General features: G+C 55.7%; 20 protein-coding genes. 9 read left to right on the top strand and 11 right to left on the bottom strand.

Annotation, left to right across the window (positions count from 1 at the left end):
* Positions 1 to 87 precede the first annotated feature (87 nt).
* The 5 genes from B3511_RS16065 (at position 88) to B3511_RS16045 (ending at position 4,932) form a co-directional block, all read left to right on the top strand.
* Positions 88 to 1,497, top strand: a complete 1,410-nt coding sequence (locus B3511_RS16065) for an aldehyde dehydrogenase family protein (protein ID WP_286783778.1) — start codon at positions 88 to 90, stop codon at positions 1,495 to 1,497.
* A gap of 134 nt (positions 1,498 to 1,631) precedes the next feature.
* Positions 1,632 to 2,234, top strand: a complete 603-nt coding sequence (locus B3511_RS16060) for a YcxB family protein (protein WP_233801848.1) — start codon at positions 1,632 to 1,634, stop codon at positions 2,232 to 2,234.
* A gap of 109 nt (positions 2,235 to 2,343) precedes the next feature.
* Positions 2,344 to 2,814, top strand: a complete 471-nt coding sequence (locus B3511_RS16055) for a MarR family winged helix-turn-helix transcriptional regulator (RefSeq protein ID WP_040077330.1) — start codon at positions 2,344 to 2,346, stop codon at positions 2,812 to 2,814.
* Positions 2,811 to 3,878 carry an HlyD family secretion protein gene (locus tag B3511_RS16050; RefSeq protein ID WP_233802039.1) on the top strand — a complete coding sequence of 356 codons (1,068 nt, stop codon included), beginning with the start codon at positions 2,811 to 2,813 and terminating at the stop codon, positions 3,876 to 3,878. Before B3511_RS16055 ends, B3511_RS16050 begins: the two co-directional genes overlap by 4 nt.
* Positions 3,868 to 4,932 (top strand): DUF2955 domain-containing protein, encoded by a 1,065-nt coding sequence (locus tag B3511_RS16045; protein WP_286783777.1) that lies wholly within the window; start codon positions 3,868 to 3,870, stop codon positions 4,930 to 4,932. The genes B3511_RS16050 and B3511_RS16045 overlap by 11 nt, the downstream gene beginning before the upstream one ends.
* Here B3511_RS16045 and B3511_RS16040 read toward each other — a convergent pair.
* Positions 4,923 to 5,303 (bottom strand): tautomerase family protein, encoded by a 381-nt coding sequence (locus B3511_RS16040; RefSeq protein WP_233801852.1) that lies wholly within the window; start codon positions 5,301 to 5,303, stop codon positions 4,923 to 4,925. The genes B3511_RS16045 and B3511_RS16040 overlap by 10 nt on opposite strands.
* Complete coding sequence (locus tag B3511_RS16035) at positions 5,303 to 5,611, bottom strand: carboxymuconolactone decarboxylase family protein (protein ID WP_286783776.1); 309 nt, start codon at positions 5,609 to 5,611, stop codon at positions 5,303 to 5,305. Before B3511_RS16035 ends, B3511_RS16040 begins: the two co-directional genes overlap by 1 nt.
* A 95-nt stretch (positions 5,612 to 5,706) precedes the next feature.
* Here B3511_RS16035 and B3511_RS16030 point away from each other — a divergent pair, with 95 nt between their 5' ends.
* On the top strand, positions 5,707 to 6,570 hold the full coding sequence (locus tag B3511_RS16030) for a LysR substrate-binding domain-containing protein (protein ID WP_286783775.1): 864 nt from the start codon (positions 5,707 to 5,709) through the stop codon (positions 6,568 to 6,570).
* Here B3511_RS16030 and B3511_RS16025 read toward each other — a convergent pair.
* From B3511_RS16025 to B3511_RS16015, 3 genes are read right to left on the bottom strand one after another with little or no spacing between them, the layout of a single operon-like run.
* A complete protein-coding gene (locus B3511_RS16025) occupies positions 6,560 to 7,828 on the bottom strand; it encodes a DUF445 domain-containing protein (RefSeq protein WP_040077327.1) in 1,269 nt (422 codons plus the stop codon). The two genes, B3511_RS16030 and B3511_RS16025, sit on opposite strands and share 11 nt — an antisense overlap.
* Positions 7,829 to 7,832: 4 nt before the next feature.
* A complete protein-coding gene (locus B3511_RS16020) occupies positions 7,833 to 8,498 on the bottom strand; it encodes a LysE family translocator (RefSeq protein ID WP_286783774.1) in 666 nt (221 codons plus the stop codon).
* A 45-nt stretch (positions 8,499 to 8,543) separates the two neighbouring features.
* The gene (locus tag B3511_RS16015) at positions 8,544 to 9,287 is read right to left on the bottom strand and encodes a helix-turn-helix transcriptional regulator (protein ID WP_212478262.1); all 744 of its coding nucleotides are present in this window, start codon (positions 9,285 to 9,287) and stop codon (positions 8,544 to 8,546) included.
* Positions 9,288 to 9,631: 344 nt separating this feature from the next.
* On the opposite strand from B3511_RS16015, the gene B3511_RS16005 reads away from it, so the two are divergent.
* Positions 9,632 to 11,002 carry an NAD-dependent succinate-semialdehyde dehydrogenase gene (locus B3511_RS16005; RefSeq protein ID WP_286783773.1) on the top strand — a complete coding sequence of 457 codons (1,371 nt, stop codon included), beginning with the start codon at positions 9,632 to 9,634 and terminating at the stop codon, positions 11,000 to 11,002.
* A 54-nt stretch (positions 11,003 to 11,056) separates the two neighbouring features.
* Here the strand turns inward: B3511_RS16005 and B3511_RS16000 are convergent, their stop codons facing one another.
* Positions 11,057 to 11,602, bottom strand: a complete 546-nt coding sequence (locus tag B3511_RS16000; RefSeq protein ID WP_286783772.1) for a YfaZ family outer membrane protein — start codon at positions 11,600 to 11,602, stop codon at positions 11,057 to 11,059.
* 546 nt (positions 11,603 to 12,148) lie between these two features.
* Between B3511_RS16000 and B3511_RS15995 the strand changes: the two genes are divergently transcribed.
* Both B3511_RS15995 and B3511_RS15990 read left to right on the top strand, forming a co-directional pair.
* Positions 12,149 to 12,841 (top strand): hypothetical protein, encoded by a 693-nt coding sequence (locus B3511_RS15995; RefSeq protein WP_286783771.1) that lies wholly within the window; start codon positions 12,149 to 12,151, stop codon positions 12,839 to 12,841.
* A gap of 225 nt (positions 12,842 to 13,066) precedes the next feature.
* Positions 13,067 to 13,546: an Hcp family type VI secretion system effector gene (locus B3511_RS15990; protein WP_207292928.1), complete on the top strand. Its 480-nt coding sequence runs from the start codon at positions 13,067 to 13,069 to the stop codon at positions 13,544 to 13,546.
* A gap of 35 nt (positions 13,547 to 13,581) precedes the next feature.
* Here B3511_RS15990 and yjiA read toward each other — a convergent pair whose 3' ends face one another.
* From yjiA to B3511_RS15965, 5 genes are all read right to left on the bottom strand, one after another.
* On the bottom strand, positions 13,582 to 14,535 hold the full coding sequence (gene yjiA, locus B3511_RS15985; RefSeq protein WP_286783770.1) for a GTPase: 954 nt from the start codon (positions 14,533 to 14,535) through the stop codon (positions 13,582 to 13,584).
* Positions 14,536 to 14,545: 10 nt separating this feature from the next.
* Entirely contained in the window at positions 14,546 to 14,749 is a 204-nt protein-coding gene (locus tag B3511_RS15980) for a YbdD/YjiX family protein (RefSeq protein WP_046886493.1), read from the bottom strand.
* 96 nt (positions 14,750 to 14,845) lie between these two features.
* Entirely contained in the window at positions 14,846 to 16,999 is a 2,154-nt protein-coding gene (locus B3511_RS15975) for a carbon starvation CstA family protein (protein ID WP_046886494.1), read from the bottom strand.
* Between the two features lie 215 nt (positions 17,000 to 17,214).
* Entirely contained in the window at positions 17,215 to 18,102 is an 888-nt protein-coding gene (locus B3511_RS15970; protein WP_286783769.1) for a helix-turn-helix transcriptional regulator, read from the bottom strand.
* A gap of 205 nt (positions 18,103 to 18,307) precedes the next feature.
* Positions 18,308 to 18,820, bottom strand: a complete 513-nt coding sequence (locus tag B3511_RS15965; protein ID WP_040077316.1) for a 4-hydroxyphenylacetate 3-monooxygenase reductase subunit — start codon at positions 18,818 to 18,820, stop codon at positions 18,308 to 18,310.
* Positions 18,821 to 18,827 lie beyond the last annotated feature (7 nt).

The raw sequence follows: 18,827 nt of genomic DNA, 5'->3' as shown, positions 1-18,827 counted from the left end.
AATCGAAATAACCTTTGCAGCATAGCGTGGATTATCGAAACGACGTAGTCGTGCCAGACTGGCTCTACACCGTCTGAGGAGGTTTTTATGCGCAACATCGAACAGATCTACATTAACGGCGAGTTTGTGACCCCGCACGGCAGCGAACGGTTTGATCTCTGGAACCCGGCCACCGCCCGGGTGTTCGGGCAGGTACGGCTTGCGGACAGTCAGGATGCCGAACGCGCCATTGCGGCGGCAAAAGCGGCGTTTCCGGCGTGGGCAAACACCCCTAAAGCGACGCGAATTGCGGCTCTGCAGCGGATGTACGCCGCCGTGGCGGCCCGACAGGAGGCGCTGCTGGAGGCGGTGATCGAGGAGTATGGCGCCCCTGCCGCCCGCTCGGCCTGGATGGCGCGCTACCCGGCGGAGGTCATCGCCCAGGCCATCGAGGCGCTGGAGGCGATTGATTTTACCACCCGCGCCGGGGCGGCCACCGTACAGCTGATGCCGCTTGGCGTGGCAGGACTGATCACCCCCTGGAACAGCGACGCCGGATTTATCTGCGGCAAGCTGGCGGCGGCGCTGGCCGCTGGCTGTACGGCGGTGATCAAGCCGAGCGAGATGAGCGCCTGGCAAACGCAGATTGTCACCGAAGCCCTGCACGAGGCCGGCCTGCCGCCGGGGGTATTTAATATCGTCACCGGACGCGGCGACACGGTGGGTGACACGATAAGCCGCCACCCGGACGTGGCAAAAATCTCCTTTACCGGATCGACGCAGACCGGCAAAGCGATCCTGCGTAATGCGGCCGACAGCTTTAAACGGGTGACGCTGGAACTGGGGGGCAAATCGCCAACGTTGATCCTGGAGGATGCGGATCTGGCGCAGGCGATCCCCCTGGCGGTGCAGGCCGGGTTTATGAACAGCGGCCAGGCCTGCGTGGCGGGTACGCGTATCCTGGTGCCCGCGTCGCGTAAAGCGGAGATCGAAAGCGCGCTGGCGCAGGCGGTCGCAGCGGTAAAATCTGGCGATCCGCGCCATCCCGATACCGAAATCGGCCCGATGGTGAGCGAAAAGCAGTGGCTGCGGGTGCAGGGGTATATCCGCAAAGGCATTGATGAGGGGGCAAGGGTGCTGGTGGGCGGTGAAGGACGCCCGGAAGGAACAGAAAAGGGCTGGTTTGTGCGTCCGACGCTGTTTAGCGACGTTCATAACCAGATGACGATTGCCCAGGAGGAGATCTTCGGGCCGGTGCTCTGCATTATTCCTTATCGCGATGAGGCTGAAGCGATCGCCATAGCCAACGATACGCACTATGGCCTGAGTGCGATGGTGCTGGGCGGCGCGCGCGCCGGGTCGGTGGCGCAGCAAATAGAGGCGGGGCGGGTGCTGGTTAATACCCTTACCCATGAACCCAAAGCCCCCTTCGGCGGGTTTAAACACTCCGGCGTAGGGCGTGAGATGGGAACCTGGGGAATACGCGCCTATATGGAGCCGAAATCAATTTTGGGGTAAGGGCTTCCCCCGCCAGGGGCAGGATAGATGCCCGTCTGTTTATCCCGCGCCCCTGCATTTCAGCGTGCTATCATCCTCCCCGGCTTTGCGCAGTTAAGGCCAGTAGGAAATCGTTATTACGCAGAGGGGGAGAGATGATTAAAAGCAGAATGGCATTTTCTTTTTCGCTGTCCGTTTTAGAACGGACCCGCGCCAGTCAGCTCATTAACGCGCATAAAGACGAACTGATTTTGCCCTATGACCGCATTTTTCTTATTAAGCGGGCGGCGATACTGCTGCTGGCTGCCGCCGCGCTATTGACGCTTCTTCTGCTTATCACGCTCAGTATAACTCGCTCACCAGACACAGCATTTATGGAAAGGATGAGACACAGCAGCATGGTGCTTCTCGGCCTTTTCTGCACCGGGGGCCTGTTACTGAAAATTTATGAACTGCTCATTAACAAAATCATGGCCAGCCGTGAGCCGCAGGAGCAGGAAGATGACGAAACCCAGCATAAGGTTAAGCTAAACCGCTATTTCATCGAACATATTACCCGGGTGGCGAGCGGCAAAACCTACTGGGAAAATATCAAGGAGAGCTATAGAAAAGGGGGCTTTATTTTCATCCATTTGAGAAGTAATCAATGCGTAGTGATACCTGAGCGCATTTTTGCCTCCCCCGATGAGGCCGCACAAACCTACGACTTTATTGCGGCACAGATTGCACGCCACCGGCAACGGCTTATGACGCCGTAACTCCCTGAATCGCTATCACCGGTTCGCAATTCCTGCGCTTATCAACCTCGTTTCTTGATACTTACCCTGATAACCATTATCGTGGCGCGGTGTGAAGCGAGGTTCCCCCATGAGTGAAGAAGATCTGTTCTGCCGTCGGCCTATGGGCATGCGCATGGCCATGATTGTGCGTCAATGGCGCGCAGTGATTGACGATGCCATTCTCGAGACCGGGTTAACCCAGTCAAGCTGGACGGTAATGATGCAGCTAAAACAGCTGGGGGATAACGTCTCGGTAAGCGAACTGGCGGAGGTCCAGGGCATTGAACTGCCGCCGCTCATGCGCACCCTCACACAGCTGGAGAAGCAGGGTTATCTGCTGCGCGTCACATCGCCTTATGACAAGCGCATCCGGCTACTGACGCTGACACCCGAGGGGAAAGCGGTTCTGGTCACGCTCAGCCAGGTGATCGAAACCTTTCAGGCGCGCGTGTCACAGAACATTGCGCCAGAACATCTCGACATTTTCAGCGCCACACTGAACCAAATCGCCTGCAATTTGCGGACAATCCGCGAAGAAGATAACAAGACTGAAAAATAATGACTCCTGAACAAAAGTTTGCCCGCTGGGTAAGGGTGAGTATTGCCTCTTTCCTGCTGATGTTTGTCTATTTCATCGTGGCGGATATCTGGATCCCGCTGACGCCAGACTCCACCGTGATGCGCGTGGTGACGCCGGTCTCTGCCCGCGTCCCGGGCTACGTGGCGGCGGTGCATGTCCACAACAACAGCCAGGTGAAGAGAGGCGATCTGCTGTTTGAACTCGACCCAACGCCGTTCCGCAATAAAGTGGAAGCGGCGCAGATTGCGCTGGAGCAGGCCCGCCTTGCTAATCAGCAGCTGGATGCACAAATTGTCGCCGCCCAGGCCAGCCTGAAAACGGCGCAGCTCACTGCGCGTAACGACAAGGTGACCTTCGATCGTTATCAGCGGCTGAGTAGCATGCAGAATGTGTCGCAGTCGGATCTCGATAAAGTGCGCACCACCTGGCAGAGCAGCGAGCAGTCGGTTGCCAATCTTGAAGCCACCCTCCATCAGCTGCGCATTGAGCGCGGCGAACGCGATGAGGCCCGCAACGTGACGCTGCAAAAGTACCGTAACGCACTGGAAGAGGCCGAGCTTAACCTTGGCTGGACGAAGGTCTACGCGGAAAACGACGGGACCGTCAGCAACCTGCAGCTAAGTCCGGGGTATTACGCCTCGTCCGGCTCGGCGGCGCTGGCGCTGGTCAACAACCAGACCGATATCGTGGCCGATTTTCGCGAGAAAAGCCTGCGTCATACCCACCAAGGGACCGATGCCGCAGTGGTGTTCGATGCCTTTCCGGGGCAGGTGTTCCGCGCCCACGTAACCAGCAGCGATGCCGGTATTCTGGCGGGGCAGGAGGCAGTTAACGGTGAGCTTTCCGCGCCGGAGACCTCTAACCGCTGGGTTCGCGACGCGCAACGTATGCGTATTCACGTGGCGCTGGACGAGGCCTTGCCAAAGCATCTGCCCACCGGCGCGCGTGCTACCGTGCAGCTTTATAACAGCGAAGGGCCGTTTGCGCGCTTCTTCTCTGGCGTGCAGATTCACCTGGTAAGCTTGCTGCACTATGTCTATTAATACCCTCGCGCGGGTGTTCACCCCGCACGGCAACATCGTTTACACCGCTAATGATTTTCGTCAGACGCTACGCGTCGTGCTGGCGGGGGTGATTGCCCTTAGCGTGTCGAGCTTTTACAACACCAGCTATGGCGTCTTTTTTGTGGTCTACCCGATCATGTTGTTGTCGTTGGTGCCGGTCTTTAATCGCCACGTTGCGAAACAATTTATCTTCAGCGCCTCGCTAAACTGCATCGAAATGGTCCTGATTATCGGCTATCTATCACAATGGCCGCTGATCATGACCGCGGTCGTCTTTGCGCTGTATGTGATGCGATTTCGCTTTATGAGTAAGGGGCCGCTGTTCCTGTTTGGCTCAATGGGCGTGGTGTGCCAGAGCGTGATGCTCAACTTTATGAGCTATCCCACCACGGACTGGCATACGCTGCTCTTTTCCAACATCGAGGCCAGCGTGATGGCGGTGTGCCTGAGCGCGCTGATGAACTACCTGCTGCCGGACGTTGAGCCACGCAAGCCGCCACCGCTGATCGAGAAAGACGACGCCCGCGTGCGCCATGAGTCTTTGCTTTCCGGCACCGTGGCGACCCTGATTTTTGTGGTGTTTCAGATCAGTGACCTTAGCGACTCTCTCTCCGCGCTGATGGCGGGTATCTTGATCCTCTTTCCGATGAACTATCGCGGCGCGGTGATGAGCTCCATCTGGCGCGTGGTGGGCGTTGTAATGGGGTGTCTGTACATTCTGGTGGTGCAGCTGGTGCTGTACGATCACAGCAGCCATATGCTGTTGATGATGCCGCTGATTGCCCTTGGGCTGGCGTTTGGCGCCCGGCTGCACGTGATGGAGAAGGTGGGGGCGGGGGTCGGTTTCTCCATTACCACCACCATCGGCATTATGTTTGGTCAGAACATGCACCCGGATAGCGATCTGGTCTTCAGCGACCTCTACCGCATCGTCTCGGTGACCGTGGCGCTGGTGGTGACCCTGACGCTGGTCTTTCTGGTGCACCGGGTTCTGAACTGTTTCGCCCCCACCCGCTACGTGATTCAGGGTTGATACAGTATGCCGCCGCTGAAGCTCCAGTCTTCAGCGGCCGTAAACTGTATCACGACCATCACGTCGGCTTCTGCAATGCCCATCTGCTGGCTCAGCTCTGAGGCCAGCCGGCGATAAAAGGCGGCTTTTTGCGCCTCACTTCGCGGTTTTCCCGCCACGATATTAAACAATAGCGCCTTCTCCGTTCGCCCTGCGCTGAGATAGTCAGGGTCGATGTAGCGATCCCCTGGCGCAAAGCTTTCAAAAAAATGGAAGCGATCCTGCGCAGGAACGGCAAAGGTCTCGTTTAATGCCCGCTGCAACAGCGTGGAGATGTCCCGCTTTTGCGTTTCGTTGTAGCTCGTACCCGTCATGATGCGCACAAATGGCATTAGGTGTTCTCCTCTGCCAGGCAGCTTAGCGCGCTGACCGCTGCCGGCCAGCCGGCGTAAAAGGCCAGATGGGTAAAGGCTTCGGCTATCTCATCCCGCGTCACGCCATTTTGTTGGGCAAAGGCGATATGCCACGGAAGCTGTGCTGTTCGTCCAAGTGCAGCCAGCGCCGCCAGGGTAATCAGGCTGCGCTCGCGCGTGGGAAGCTGGGGGCGTTGCCAGATGTCATCAAAAAGTACCTGCTGGCTAAGCTCCGCCAGCCTGGGGGCAATCTGAGCAAGGGTGTCGCGGTTCAGGGATTGGGTCATGGTGTCCTCCGTTTGTCTGGATTTCACTTTCTCAGGCTGTCACCATAAAGAAAATCACAACCTTTGGGATGAAACGTCCTGAAAATAAGGATGGTATGGATAAGCGTCTGTTAGCCCTCGATCTGGATGCGCTGCGTAGTTTTGTTGAAGGTACCGATTCGGCCAGCTTTGCCGAGGCGGCAGAGAGGCTGTGCCGCTCTACCTCGGCCATTAGCGCGCAGTTAAAAAAGCTGGAGCAGCAGTGCGGCAGCCCGCTAACCGTGCGGCAGGGCCGTACGCTGGCGTTGACCCCGGCCGGAGAGATCCTGCTGAGCTATGCCCGCCGGATGCTGGCGCTGAACGATGAGGCGCTGCGTGCTATCAAGGGGGAGCTGCTGCAGGGAGAGGTGCGTCTGGGCATGCAGGAGGATTTCGGGGAGTCGCTGATGCCGGGGGTGCTGGGCCGCTTCAGCCAGCAGCATCCGGGCCTGCGCATCACCGCGCGCGTAGACCGTAATCAGGCGCTGCTGCGGGGCGTCGCCCAGGGCGAGCTTGATCTCGCGCTGGTCTGGCAAGAGGAGCGAGGCGGCGAGGTGGTGCGCAGTGAACCGCTGAGGTGGGTGTGCCGCACCAGAGAAGAGCTGGAGGCGTTTCTGCTCAGAGGCGAGCCGCTACCGCTGGTGGTGTTTGACGCGCCGTGCCTGTTGCGCAGCAGGGCAATTGCCGCCCTCGACGCCGCGGGGATCCCCTGGCGCATCGCCTTTACCAGCCACAGCCTGAGCGGACTCTGGGCGGGCGTTAACGCCGGGCTTGGCGTGACGCTTCGCACAGGTATCGGCCTGCCTGACGCGCTACAGACCGACCGCGGTCTGCTGCCCGACGCCGGAGAGCTGGAAATGGCGCTGCATACGTGCGACCGATCCGCCAATGCCGCGGTGAGCAGTATGCGCGCGCTGATCCTCAGGGCGCTTAATGGATAAACGTCGGTATTTGCGAGAGAAGGAACAGGATAAGACCAATGGTCCCGCCCACCAGGGTGCCGTTGACGCGGATAAACTGCAGATCTTTGCCGATGTTTAACTCAATCTGGTGCGACATGTCTTTGGCATCCCAGCCTTTTACCGTGTCGCTGATATGGCGGGTAAGGAAGGTGGCGAACTCTGGCGCCACGCGGTGCGCGGCCTGTTCCAGATGCTCATTGAGCGAGTTACGCAGGTTGCTATCGGCAACCAGGGTCTCACCAAACCACAGTCCGGCGTTGGCGATGCGCTGTTTAACCCGGGAGTCCTCGCTCTGCATGTCGCTCTTCAGCCACTGACGCAGGTCGCCCCACATCTCACCCAGGTAGCGGTTAAAGGCCTCGTCGTTCTTGAGATAGGTTTTGATGTTCTCGGCTTTAGCGGCGGTTTCCGGGTCGTTTTTCAGGTTTTCAACCAGCTTCAGCACCGCCCGATCAAAGGCCTGGCGGATCTGGTGGGTGCGGTCGTGGCTCACGTCATCCAGAATGGCATTGACCGCGTTCGACACCACTTCGGCGCTCTGATCTCCCAGCCACTCGGTAGGGAGAACCATTGCTTTGCGTGGGTGTTCGGTCTTCAGCCAGTGGACAATTTGCGCGGCGATGAAATCTCGGGTGCTGTCGCGCTGTAACAGGGTGATCAGGCGATTAATCACCGCATCCAGCAGCACCTGGTGGCGGCCATTCTTCGTCATGCTCTCCAGCATGGCGGCGCTGGTTTCGCTGAAATCGACCTTATCGAGCGCCTTATGGACGGCGCGTTTGAGCATTCGCTGAATGCGCCCATCATCGGTCAGTTCCAGAAATCCGCTCATCACCTGCATGATATGCAGCCCCACGCGCTGCGCGTTATCCGGCTGGCTGAACCAGTTGCCAATCAACAGGGCCGGTTCGTGACGGCGAATGAGGGTGATGAGCGACTGGGTATCGAGAAACTTCTCCTGCACGAACTGCCCGAGATTGTCGCCGATCCGGTCCTTATTGCGCGGAATAATCGCCGTATGGCGGGCAATAAACGGAATGGGCACCCGGCGAAACAGAGCGACGACCGCAAACCAGTCTGCCAGCGCCCCCACCATCGCCGCTTCAGCAATGGCTTTGACGCCGCGCACCCAGAAAGTTTGCGGCAAAAAGAGGGTGGCGATAAAGGTCGCGGCGGCGATCAGCAGCAGCGACAGCGCCAGCAGCTTGGCGCGTTTGAGTTCAGCTAATTTTTCCATAGGGTTAAGGATAGAGTGAAGCGGGAAGAAGATGCAAAAATCGGACGATAATCCCGGCGCCGAAGAGCAGCAGTATCGCGCCCGCCGTACGCTCGATTTTCCATACGTTGTTGCACAGACGCGCTTGTACCGCAGGCAGGGCGAGACAGGAGACCAGGGCCAGATCCCACGTCAGCACCACCATGACCATCCAGATACCGCTCACCGACTGCTGCACCAGGGTAACATCTGGCCCCAACAGGGCGGTCATGAGTGCCAGGTAGAAAAGGGCATTTTTCGGATTTAACAGCGCCGACCCCAGCCCCAGCAGGAGCTGCCTGCACCAGGAGGGGTAGCGTTGCGCTGTGCTGGCTAACCTGAGTGGCCTCGCCGGGCTACGCACCAGCAGCCAGCCGAGCCACAGCAGATAAAGCGCGCCCAGTAGCTCAATCAGCGTAAAGAGCAGCGTGAACTGACGCAGCGCGTGGGATCCCAAAATCACCAGCAGTATGTACAGCCCATTGCCTGCGGCGATGCCTACGCATAACCCGGCGCTACCGCGCAGGCGGTGGCGGGCGGCAAACCCTATCAGTAAAAAGAAATCAGGACCCGGGCTTAACAGCGCCACGAAATGGGCCAGCGCCAGGGCGAGAAACGCGGAGGGAAAAAGTGTGCTAAGCAGTTCCATCATGACCTCATCAATAAATACTAAGGTCATCCTGGAGTGAGGCGCGAGTTAATTATTGTCAGATATTGATCGACCCGTCGCGTACTGGCGCGGCGTGGCGGCGGTATAGCGGACAAAGGTTTTATGGAAATGACTCTGATCGGCAAAACCGCTCTGGTAGCTGACGTCGGCAATGTCATCTCCGGCACGCAGCCGCGCTTTAGCGAACTCAATACGTGAAACGTTCAGAAAGGCGCCGGGCGTCAGTCCGGTATCTTGCTTAAAGGTTCTGATTAAGGTCTCTTTGCGTAGCGAAAAGCGCCGGGCGAAGGCGTCCAGCGAGGGCGGGGCGTGCAGGCTGTGGCGCAATGCGTCTTGCAACGCAAGGCTGGTAGGGCGCAGGGATCCGCAGGCGGTGGGCTGTGTGGCAAGGGTTGTTAGCAGGCGCGTAATGGCCGTGGGCGATAGCGTATTGACGATCTCGAGATAGAGGCTGAACAGCGCGTCGCTGCGGATCACCTGCTGCCGTGGCTGGATGTCGGTATCAAGATAGAGCATGTGGTAGCTGCGAGGCTGTCCCGCCAGCGGATTGCAACTGTGCGGCATATGGGCGGGGATGACAATCAAATCGCCAGGCTGAAGGATTAACGCTTCACCCTCGCACGTGCAGCAGGTCTGCCCTTCAAGGATGGCGCCAATGGAGAGTTGCGCATGGCTGTGACTTTTATAGGCCAGGGTGCTCTGCCAGGTGCTGCGCAGCTCAACGCCGGGCCGGCGGAGGAAGGTCTGATTGACGTGGCGAGTCTGAGTCATAAAGGGTGCCTGTGCGGGGGCGTAGAGGGGAGTTATAGCATGGGAGGGGGGAGGTGTCCTGCTGTCCCTTGTTCTCTGGCGTTGCCAGCCGGATATTTTTGCGAGAACGCTTTGGGATTTGCGAGGCCGTTAATCACGCAGGCCTCGGTGTGTATCGATGCGCAGATCAGAGCGTGGTTAAAAGGTCCCAGGAAAGGGTACCAAACCCGGGTTTACGCGAAGCGATGCTGGCCAAAATAACCCACGCCACCTCGATGTAGCGCTGCGAATATACCGAACTTTACCTTCAACCCCAGCCATTTTGACTACCCTTATAAGCCTCTGCGTTAAAAAAGGAGGCAATAATGGCTTATCAAACAGTGAATCCTGCTACCAGCAAGCTCATCAAGGAATACCCCTCCCATACCGATGCCGATATCGAAGCGGCGCTAAAGACGGCGGACGCGCTTTATCACTCCGAGTGGGCGAAAGGCAGTATCGATAAACGCCTGCCGGTGCTGCATAAACTGGCGGATCTGATCGATGCGCGAACCGAAGAGCTGGCGAAGATTGCCAGTACGGAGATGGGTAAACTCATAGAGCAGAGTCGCGGCGAGGTGAAGCTCTGTGCGCAAATTGCCCGCTACTACGCTGATAACGCGAAGCAATTTCTTGCACCGGTGAAATACCCTTCCGAGATGGGCGAAGCCTGGGTTGAGCATCACCCGATTGGCGTGGTGATGGCCGTGGAGCCGTGGAACTTCCCGTTCTACCAGCTGATGCGCGTGCTGGCGCCGAACCTGGCGGCCGGTAACCCGGTGCTTGCCAAACATGCCAGCATTGTGCCGCACTGTGCCGAAGCCTTTGCCCACCTGGTGCGCGAAGCCGGTGCGCCGGAAGGGGCATGGACTAACCTCTTTATCTCTTCAGATCAGGTGGCGAACATCATCGCCGACGATCGCGTGCAGGGCGCAGCGCTGACGGGCTCGGAAAAGGCCGGTAGCGTGGTGGCCGCTCAGGCGGCGAAGCACATCAAAAAATCGACCCTCGAACTGGGCGGTAATGACGTGTTCGTGGTACTGGACGATGCGGATGTGGAGAAGGCGGTGAAAATCGGGGTTAACGCCCGTATCGCTAACGCCGGGCAGGTCTGTACCGCTGCAAAACGCTTTATCCTGCACGAAGGCATCGCTGAGCAGTTCCTGCAAAAATATACCGAGGCCTTCAAACAGCTGAAGGTTGGCGACCCGCTTGACGAGAGCACCACCCTGGGGCCGCTGTCGTCCAAAGACGCGCTGGAAACCCTGACCAAACAGGTGGACGAGGCGGTGAAAAATGGCGCGACGCTGCATCTGGGCGGTAAGCCCGTTTCGCGCGAGGGCTGTTTCTTCGAGCCGACGATCCTGACCAATATCACCCGCGATAACCCGGCGTACTTTGAAGAGTTCTTCGGCCCGGTGGCGCAGATTTACGTGGTGAAAAACGACGACGAGGCGGTTGCCCTCGCCAACGATTCCCACTACGGCCTGGGCGGAGCGGTGTTCAGCAAAGACACCGAGCGCGCTAAAAAGATGGCTTCGCGTATCGAAACCGGGATGGTGTGGATCAACTGGCTCACCGATACCGCCGCCGAGCTGCCGTTTGGTGGCGTGAAGCGTTCCGGTTACGGACGCGAGCTGTCGGACCTGGGGATCAAAGAGTTTGTGAACCAGAAGCTGGTGGTCATACGCCGGTAAGGCATCAGCCAAAAAAAACCTGCCATCTGGCAGGTTTTTTGTTTTTAGGGCGCTTTAGAAGCTCACGCCGCCGCCGACATAAGCACCGTCGATCAGGGTGTGGCCAGGGCGGCCATCTTTGCCGTCAACGCTCACGTGGCGATAGCCCACTTTCAGCGTTACGGGTTTGATTGGCGTCCAGCTTACGCCACCGTTGGCTTCAACGTAGTTCTTCACGCTGTTGTTCAGCCCTTCCGGTGCGGCATACCCTTCACCGAAAACGTGGATGCTGTCAGTCAGCGCCACGTTTACGCCACCGCCAATCGGGAACGCAACGCCGTTATCGCCTTTTTTCGGGCCGATGTAGATCGCTTTTGCGCCTGCGTTCAGCATGACCGGACCCAGTTCCAGGTTATAACCTGCACCTACGCCGCCGGTCTGGGTGCCGTCGTCAGTGTTTTTCAGCCAGTTGCTTTCGGCATAGAGGCCGGACGAGGATTTACCCATTTCCAGATTGAGGTTGGTGTAGTTTTTACCCTGCTCAATGCTGCCGCCCATCGCCAGTGCGGAACCCGATACCGCAGTCAGCGCGGCAAGAATAAAGATATTCAGTTTTTTCATGTGGTTTTCCTCGTCATCAAATTAATCTGAGGGCACCTTAGCAAGCGATGTTTATGACTGCAAATGTGATGAGGATCGAGGTTTTATGCTGGTTTTGTTAATGGATTAACCTTTTTGTGTTTGTAAAAGATTGGTTTGTTCTGGCGTCAATGCGTAATGGTTCGGCGTTTAGTCCAGGTTTAATTTTTTTCTAAACGGACATTGAACAGGGAAGGAATAGTGATTCGGGACGCATTAATTAAGCCGCTAATAATTTCACTAAAGTGTTTCATTTGTCATAGATAACAACGTAAGTTTACATTTCTTTGGTTAAAATCAACTCACTATTTTGTCACCTCTACGTATAGATAGTGCGAATATTGGACGCAGATTTCATTTGGCCAAAAATTGCGTGTAAAACGTTTGTGAGTCTTAGGTAGTGTAAGCCGGTTTATTGTCTTTTTAAATTCTGATCGCGATCGCAAATGAAACTCTCCTTATCCATTTACTCGAAAACAGGCAGTACATACACTTTTTGCAGGATGTCATTATTGGCAAGGAGCGTCCATGTATTACCGGAACGACGTCATCAGTTATTTGCAGTCTAATAAGATTCTCGCAGTGAAACTTGATCATGCGGTTGCAGGCGTAAAGATGGCGGTAACGAATCAAATCGAAACAATGGGTGCCGGTGCAACGCGGGCATTATATTACACCTCATGTTTTACGGATGAGTATCAGGATGTGTGTAAAAGACAGCAAACTGAAGACCGGAGATTTTTATATGGAGTAGTTAATCTTTTGCAACGAAAAGATGTTGTTTATGAATTGCTCAAAGTATATTTTGAGGAAATATTTAAAAATAAAACAGCTGAACAATTAGACAGAATCAAAAAGATGTTGATGGCTGCGAATGTTCATATTGCTGCTAGCTCTCTTTCCAGAGTCGGGTTCGCATTAGCTACGGCAACCTCCGTTGCTGTGGGCATGGGTCTTCGACTTGAAATGAGTGTCCTTGTAGGACGTATAGCTGGTATAGCTACAGTGGGGGTGAGTCTATATGGCATTGTTCAAAAGGCCGCCGATAGCGCTCGTAGACTCGAATTCTCTTATCCTGCTTATTACGCGACATTATATACGCAAGAGTTAGAAATGATGTATTTCTTGATTGAACCTCTATTTCAGCGTGCGGGCGCATTAAAAGCACATTGGGTTTCAGACGAGGAAATTGCAGATATCATTGTAAGGATGATTCGGTAGGACAATGATATACATTAAAAGAATGCTCCTTTGGTTAGTTCGACAACTGTTTGCATTATATGCGCCACAATTATGTGTGATCGTGTTTGCATTGTCATATATACATTTTTTTCGCGAGGGCCCACTCTGGCCTATTGGTCTCTTTGCGATTTTAATAATTTATATATTTGCACGTTATGTAAAGTGGTAAAGCGTTAACCTTCAAAATTTTACTAAGGAAATAATATGTCTGCCCCCGCACACTTATGGCTAGAAGATGAAAACGGCTCTCCCATTGTCGGTAGCTGTTTAATGCCTCTGCGCTTAGGCTCCATTGAATTAAAGTCTTTCTCTCACAGCGTAACCATTCCCGTTGATCCCAACTGGGGCAAGCTCACCAGTACACGGGTTCACAGCCCTATTATCGTCGTCAAAGAGTTCGACCAGACAACCCCGATCCTTTATCGCGCGGTGTGTGAGGGGCGCACGTTGAAGAGAGCAATCTTCAGGATGTACCGTATTCTTGAGTCCGGCATTGAGGCCGAATATTTCACTATCACGCTGGATAACGTAAAGCTGATAACGGTTTCGCCGTACCTGTCGCCTAATGGTCTGAGCAGCACGCATCTGGAGACGCTGGAATTACGTTATGAGTCGATAACCTGGAAGTATACGGAAGGCAATATTATCTATCGCGATAGGTGGAACGCTCAATGTATAAGCTAGTGCCCCTCTGCAAAGGGAGAAGGGCACTAGTGTGTTTACTTACGCAGCCCCGCAAATGCCGCCCGAATCTCTTCTTCCGGCAGCGCAATGCCAATAAACACCATCACGCTGTGCGGCACTTCTTCGCCCCAGGGTCTGTCCCAGTCGGCGCTATAGAGCCGCTGCACGCCCTGGAACAGCAGACGGTTCGGCTCCCCGTCGATCCATAGCATGCCTTTATAGCGCAGCAGCTTGTCTGCGAACGACAACAGCAGGTTCTCCATCACCCGGGAGACTTCGCTGATATCTACCGGGTAATCCAGCTCCACCACAATCGACGAGACGTCATTTTGCTTGTCGCCCATAAAGTGAAAGCGCGGTTTTGAGGTGACGTTCTCTTCCAGCATAAAGCCGTTGGTGTTGAACAGTTGTGCCAGGTCAATATCGCCGTGCGTCACGGTGTAAATCGGGGCGCGTGAGTTAATGCGCGTCAACCGCTCGCGCAGTTTCTCGCTGTCGCCTGCCACGTCGGTTTTGGTGAGCAGGATACGGTCCGCGTAGCCTACCTGCGACTGGGCGATGGTGAACTGGTTCATCTGCTCGTCGGCATGCACTGCATCCACCAGAGCGATCACCCCGTCGAGCAGATAGCGCTGGCAGAGGATCTCATGCGAGAAGAAGGTCTGGATAATCGGGCCGGGATCGGCCATGCCGGTGCACTCAATCACCAGGCGGTCGAAGTCGATCTCCCCGCGATCGCGGCTATCGAGTAGATCCAGCAGGGCGTCTTCGAGTTCATTAGAGCGGGTGCAGCAGATGCAGCCGTTGGTAAGGGTTTTGATCTGGGTGGCGCGATCGCCAATCAGCTGATCGTCAACGGACACTTCACCAAATTCGTTTTCGATGACGGCGATTTTGAAACCGTGCTGTTCGTTGAGGATGTGGCGCAGCAGGGTCGTTTTACCGGCGCCAAGAAAGCCGGTGAGCAGGGTAACGGCAATCGGGGTCATGGTCTCTCCTTTAGCAGCAGCGAACGCCGCCTTTTCCACTTCCGCCGTAGCGCGCTTCTTGTCGCTCGCGGAAGAATTCGGTGTAGGTCATGTACGGCTTATCCGGGTGGTTGGTCTTCATATGTTCAACGTAGTTGTCATAGTCCGGAATGCCAATCAGCATTTTCGCCGCCTGACCGAGGTATTTTTTTGCTTCGCCTAAATTACCAAACATTATGCCTCCCAGACAAAAAAGCCCGGCGAGGGAGAAAAGAGCGCGCCGGGCAGTCCCCTCTCCCTTGAGGGAGAGGGTTAGGGTGAGGGGGAAGGTTTAATGGTGTGAAGAGGTCTTCACGCCGCCTTCCGGTACCGGCACGTATGGGGTCTCTTTATCCGTACGACCGTCGGTATTACGCACTTTCATCCAGGTTTTGATGCCGTAGAAGATAATGCTATACACCACCACCAGGAACAGAATACTCAGACCTGCGTTGGTGTAGTTGTTCACCACGATATGGTTCATGTTGGCAATCTGCTGCGCGGTCAGATCCGCGCCGCCAGCGGCAATCTTCTCTTTGTACTGGTTAGCCATAAAGAAGAAGCCTTCCAGCTGTGGATTGGCGCTGAAGAGCTTCAGGCCCAGCGCCCAGGTCGTGCAGAGCAGCAGCCAGCAGGCCGGTACTACCGTCACCCAGATGTATTTGGTGCGTTTCATCTTCACCAGTACCACGGTGCCAAGTACCAGCGCCACGGCCGCCAGCATCTGGTTAGAGATACCGAACAGCGGCCACAGGCTCTTCACGCCGCCCAGCGGATCGACCACGCCCTGATACAGCAGGTAACCCCACAGACCGACGCAGCCCGCGGTACCCAGAACGCCCGCCACCAGGGAATCGGTTTTCTTCAGGAACGGCACGAAGTTGCCGAGTAAATCCTGCAGCATAAAGCGGCCCGCACGGGTACCCGCGTCCAGCGCGGTGAGGATAAACAGCGCTTCAAACAGAATACCGAAGTGGTACCAGAAGCCCATGTCCGCCCACGGCAGCACTTTGTGGAACACGTGGGCGATACCCACAGCCAGCGTCGGTGCGCCGCCAGCACGGTTCAGTACCGATGGTTCGCCGATGTCTTTCGCGGTCTGCATGATCTGCTCAGGCGAGATCACAAAGCCCCACGAGCTGACGGTTGCCGCCGCATGTGCGCTGGCCTCTCTCAGCTGCGCCATGATCATTGCGGTATTTTCGCCGCCCATCTCATGCAGGTTTGGCATGGTGATGCCCAGACCGGCTGGCGGGGTGTTCATCGCAAAGTAGAGACCCGGTTCGATAATGGAGGCTGCAACCAGCGCCATGATCGCCACAAAGGACTCCATCAGCATCGCGCCATAACCGATAAAGCGCGCGTCAGTTTCGTTAGCCATCAGCTTCGGCGTGGTGCCGGAAGCGATGAGTGCGTGGAAGCCAGACACGGCGCCACAGGCGATGGTGATAAACAGGAACGGGAACAGCGCCCCCTTCCACAGCGGACCGGTACCATCGATGTACTGGGTGACCGCCGGCATTTTCAGCTCAGGGTTGATGATCACAATCCCGATGGCCAGGCCCACGATAACGCCGATTTTCAGGAAGGTGGCTAGATAGTCACGCGGGGCCAGAATCAGCCAGACCGGCAGCAGGGCGGAGATGAACGCATAGCCAATCAGCGCAAAGGTGATGGTGGTGTCTTTGAAGGTCAGCGCCGGGCCCCAGTAAGGGTCGTGGGCGATGATGCCGCCAAAATAGATTGAGGCCACCAGCAGCACGATACCAATCACCGACACCTCGCCTACGCGGCCAGGGCGCAGGAAGCGCATGTAAATGCCCATAAAGAGCGCAATCGGTACGGTAGAGCAGACGGTAAAGACGCCCCACGGACTTTCAGCCAGCGCTTTCACCACGATCAGGGCCAGCACCGCGAGGATGATGATCATAATCAGGAAGCAGCCGAACAGGGCGATAGTCCCCGGCACGCGGCCCATCTCTTCTTTGATCATCTCACCCAGCGAGGAGCCGTTACGGCGCGAGGAGATAAACAGCACCATAAAGTCCTGCACCGCGCCTGCCAGCACTACGCCTGCGAGCAGCCAGAGGGTACCCGGCAAGTACCCCATCTGCGCGGCCAGTACCGGGCCGACCAGCGGACCCGCGCCGGCGATCGCGGCAAAGTGGTGGCCAAACAGCACGTAGCGGTTAGTTGGCACGTAGTTCAGGCCGTCATTATTAATGACCGCCGGGGTAGCGCGCGTAGGGTCGAGCTTCATGACCTTCTGCGCGATGTATAAGCTGTAGTAGCGGTAGGCCACTAAATAGACAGAGACGGAGGCGACCACGATCCACAGGGCGCTAACGTGCTCGCCCCGGCGTAGTGCAACCACTGCCAGACAGAAAGCGCCGAGGATCCCGAGGAGCGCCCAGGGCACGTGCTTAAGTAGTTTTTTGGTATCCATAATAAGACCTGGTTTTTTAGCTGAAAAAAGGGTCAGGGTATGTTGTAGATGTAGTGAGTAATGCTACGGCGATCGTGCCAGATCCCCGCGCGCGTAAAGGACGGTAAATGCGTGAGTGGTTAAATGGGGCGATGAACGGTCAAAAAAGAGGGCGAGCGGTTGAGGCTCGCCGTGCGGGAAGGAGAGAGTGTGATAAGGATCACGCGGCCTGCGGGTCAGGTTTCGGGCGTCAGATAGCTCTCCAGCGTTTTGACCATCTTTTGCTTAAGCCACGCGGGCTCCAGTACCTGAATATTGGGCAGCCAGTAGAAAATCAGCGGCAGGATCTGATTCTCGTGTGCCGCCATGCAGCGAATAGTGGTGCCGTGAGCGTGATCTTCCAGAATCTCTTGCTGCGGCAGCAAATTGCGGCGGCGAAAGTAGTGCGAGATAGTATTGTTAATAAATATTTTCACTTCGAAAGTATCTTCCGAAACCCACGGGCTAAGGTTCTTTTCCAGCAGCGCTATCGCGTGTTCTTCAGGGCTAAAAGTGGCATTCTGAATATCGAGCCATTTAATCTGGCTTAAAGAAAACGATTTCAAACGGCCATTTTCAGTCGCCTGCAAATACCAGATGTTCTTTTTGTTAATCAGTTTATAGGGGTGAACAGTACGATTTTTGTCTTTATAAACGATCTTGCAAACATTACGATTTTTAATCGATTTCTCAATCGACGGTAAATATCGACGGATATCGTTTTCGACCGAATGTTCGGCATCATTGTTAAGGATTTGAATATAACTCTCGTCGACGCGTGACTCCAGTTTTTGCCAGAACTCCGTGCCTCTGTCCGGGAAAAAGCTATCGGCATTCAGGAAGTTAGCAATGGTATGGTGCAACCCCTGTCCGGCCGAGTTTTGTACTGCGTGGATTAAGCGGTATTGTCCGCCTCCGGTATGTTCAACAATAGGGGAGAGCGCATTGAGGTCCCGATAGACTGTCCGCTCGGTAATATTAAATTTGTGCATCAGGGCATGTCGGCTAACCACACCGTGTAAATGCAGCTCCATCAGAATATCGACCAGCCTCTCCGCTGACCGACTCCTGCTCGGAATTGTCATAATAAAGTTCCCGTAAACTAAAGCATTGCTGTGAATTATGCCCACGCTGCTGACAAAATATGTCAGCCGTGTCAATGACATGAAAATTTCTCTTATGGATATATATAACGGCGTGATTTGCGATAAACATTAATGCTTTTTGTGCAGGAGAGGAAAAGAGAGGAAATTTTGCGCTGGTCATCAAAGAATGCCAGCGCAGAGAGGGTTAAAGCGCGGCTTCCAGTGCCATCATGACCGGGTGGAAACGGCGTTTAAAGTAGATGAGCCCGTGGCCCTCTTCAGCCAGGACAATATTTTTGATCGCCACCAGATAGACCAGATGGGTACCGATGGTCTGTACCTGGCTGATTTCGCCTTCAAGGCTTGCCAGCGCCCCTTTTAGTAGCGGCTGACCCAGCAGCCCTTTCTGCCAGCAGGAGAGGCTGAACCGCTCTTCCATCGCCATGCCAGTCATCCCGGCGAAGTGGCGGGCCATCAGCTCCTGTTCATGGTTTAGCACGTTAATGCACAGTTTGCCGTTACCCTGAAAGACCGGGTTCATGGCGCTGTTGGCATTGAGGCACACCATCACGGACGGTGGCGTATCAGTAACCGAGCAAACCGCCGTCGCGGTAATGCCACAGCGTCCCGCCTCACCCTCAGTAGTGACAATGTTGACCGCCGCCGACAGGCTGGCCATCGCGTCGCGAAAACGCAGGCGTTGTTCATCTAATTGCATTGAAACC

The sequence above is a fragment of the Leclercia sp. UBA1284 genome, from assembly GCF_002308415.1.
GTDB lineage: Bacteria > Pseudomonadota > Gammaproteobacteria > Enterobacterales > Enterobacteriaceae > Enterobacter > Enterobacter pneumoniae.
Note: the sequence above shows the minus strand (reverse complement) of the source record. Positions and strands in the feature narration are given on the sequence as shown.

Coding starts and splice junctions, on each gene's coding strand:
- B3511_RS16065 (WP_286783778.1), top strand. CDS start 88: ATGCGCAACATCGAACAGATCTACATTAACGGCGAGTTTGTGACCCCG.
- B3511_RS16060 (WP_233801848.1), top strand. CDS start 1,632: ATGATTAAAAGCAGAATGGCATTTTCTTTTTCGCTGTCCGTTTTAGAA.
- B3511_RS16055 (WP_040077330.1), top strand. CDS start 2,344: ATGAGTGAAGAAGATCTGTTCTGCCGTCGGCCTATGGGCATGCGCATG.
- B3511_RS16045 (WP_286783777.1), top strand. CDS start 3,868: ATGTCTATTAATACCCTCGCGCGGGTGTTCACCCCGCACGGCAACATC.
- B3511_RS16040 (WP_233801852.1), bottom strand. CDS start 5,303: ATGCCATTTGTGCGCATCATGACGGGTACGAGCTACAACGAAACGCAA.
- B3511_RS16035 (WP_286783776.1), bottom strand. CDS start 5,611: ATGACCCAATCCCTGAACCGCGACACCCTTGCTCAGATTGCCCCCAGG.
- B3511_RS16030 (WP_286783775.1), top strand. CDS start 5,707: ATGGATAAGCGTCTGTTAGCCCTCGATCTGGATGCGCTGCGTAGTTTT.
- B3511_RS16025 (WP_040077327.1), bottom strand. CDS start 7,828: ATGGAAAAATTAGCTGAACTCAAACGCGCCAAGCTGCTGGCGCTGTCG.
- B3511_RS16020 (WP_286783774.1), bottom strand. CDS start 8,498: ATGATGGAACTGCTTAGCACACTTTTTCCCTCCGCGTTTCTCGCCCTG.
- B3511_RS16015 (WP_212478262.1), bottom strand. CDS start 9,287: ATGACTCAGACTCGCCACGTCAATCAGACCTTCCTCCGCCGGCCCGGC.
- B3511_RS16005 (WP_286783773.1), top strand. CDS start 9,632: ATGGCTTATCAAACAGTGAATCCTGCTACCAGCAAGCTCATCAAGGAA.
- B3511_RS16000 (WP_286783772.1), bottom strand. CDS start 11,602: ATGAAAAAACTGAATATCTTTATTCTTGCCGCGCTGACTGCGGTATCG.
- B3511_RS15995 (WP_286783771.1), top strand. CDS start 12,149: ATGTATTACCGGAACGACGTCATCAGTTATTTGCAGTCTAATAAGATT.
- B3511_RS15990 (WP_207292928.1), top strand. CDS start 13,067: ATGTCTGCCCCCGCACACTTATGGCTAGAAGATGAAAACGGCTCTCCC.
- yjiA (WP_286783770.1), bottom strand. CDS start 14,535: ATGACCCCGATTGCCGTTACCCTGCTCACCGGCTTTCTTGGCGCCGGT.
- B3511_RS15980 (WP_046886493.1), bottom strand. CDS start 14,749: ATGTTTGGTAATTTAGGCGAAGCAAAAAAATACCTCGGTCAGGCGGCG.
- B3511_RS15975 (WP_046886494.1), bottom strand. CDS start 16,999: ATGGATACCAAAAAACTACTTAAGCACGTGCCCTGGGCGCTCCTCGGG.
- B3511_RS15970 (WP_286783769.1), bottom strand. CDS start 18,102: ATGACAATTCCGAGCAGGAGTCGGTCAGCGGAGAGGCTGGTCGATATT.
- B3511_RS15965 (WP_040077316.1), bottom strand. CDS start 18,820: ATGCAATTAGATGAACAACGCCTGCGTTTTCGCGACGCGATGGCCAGC.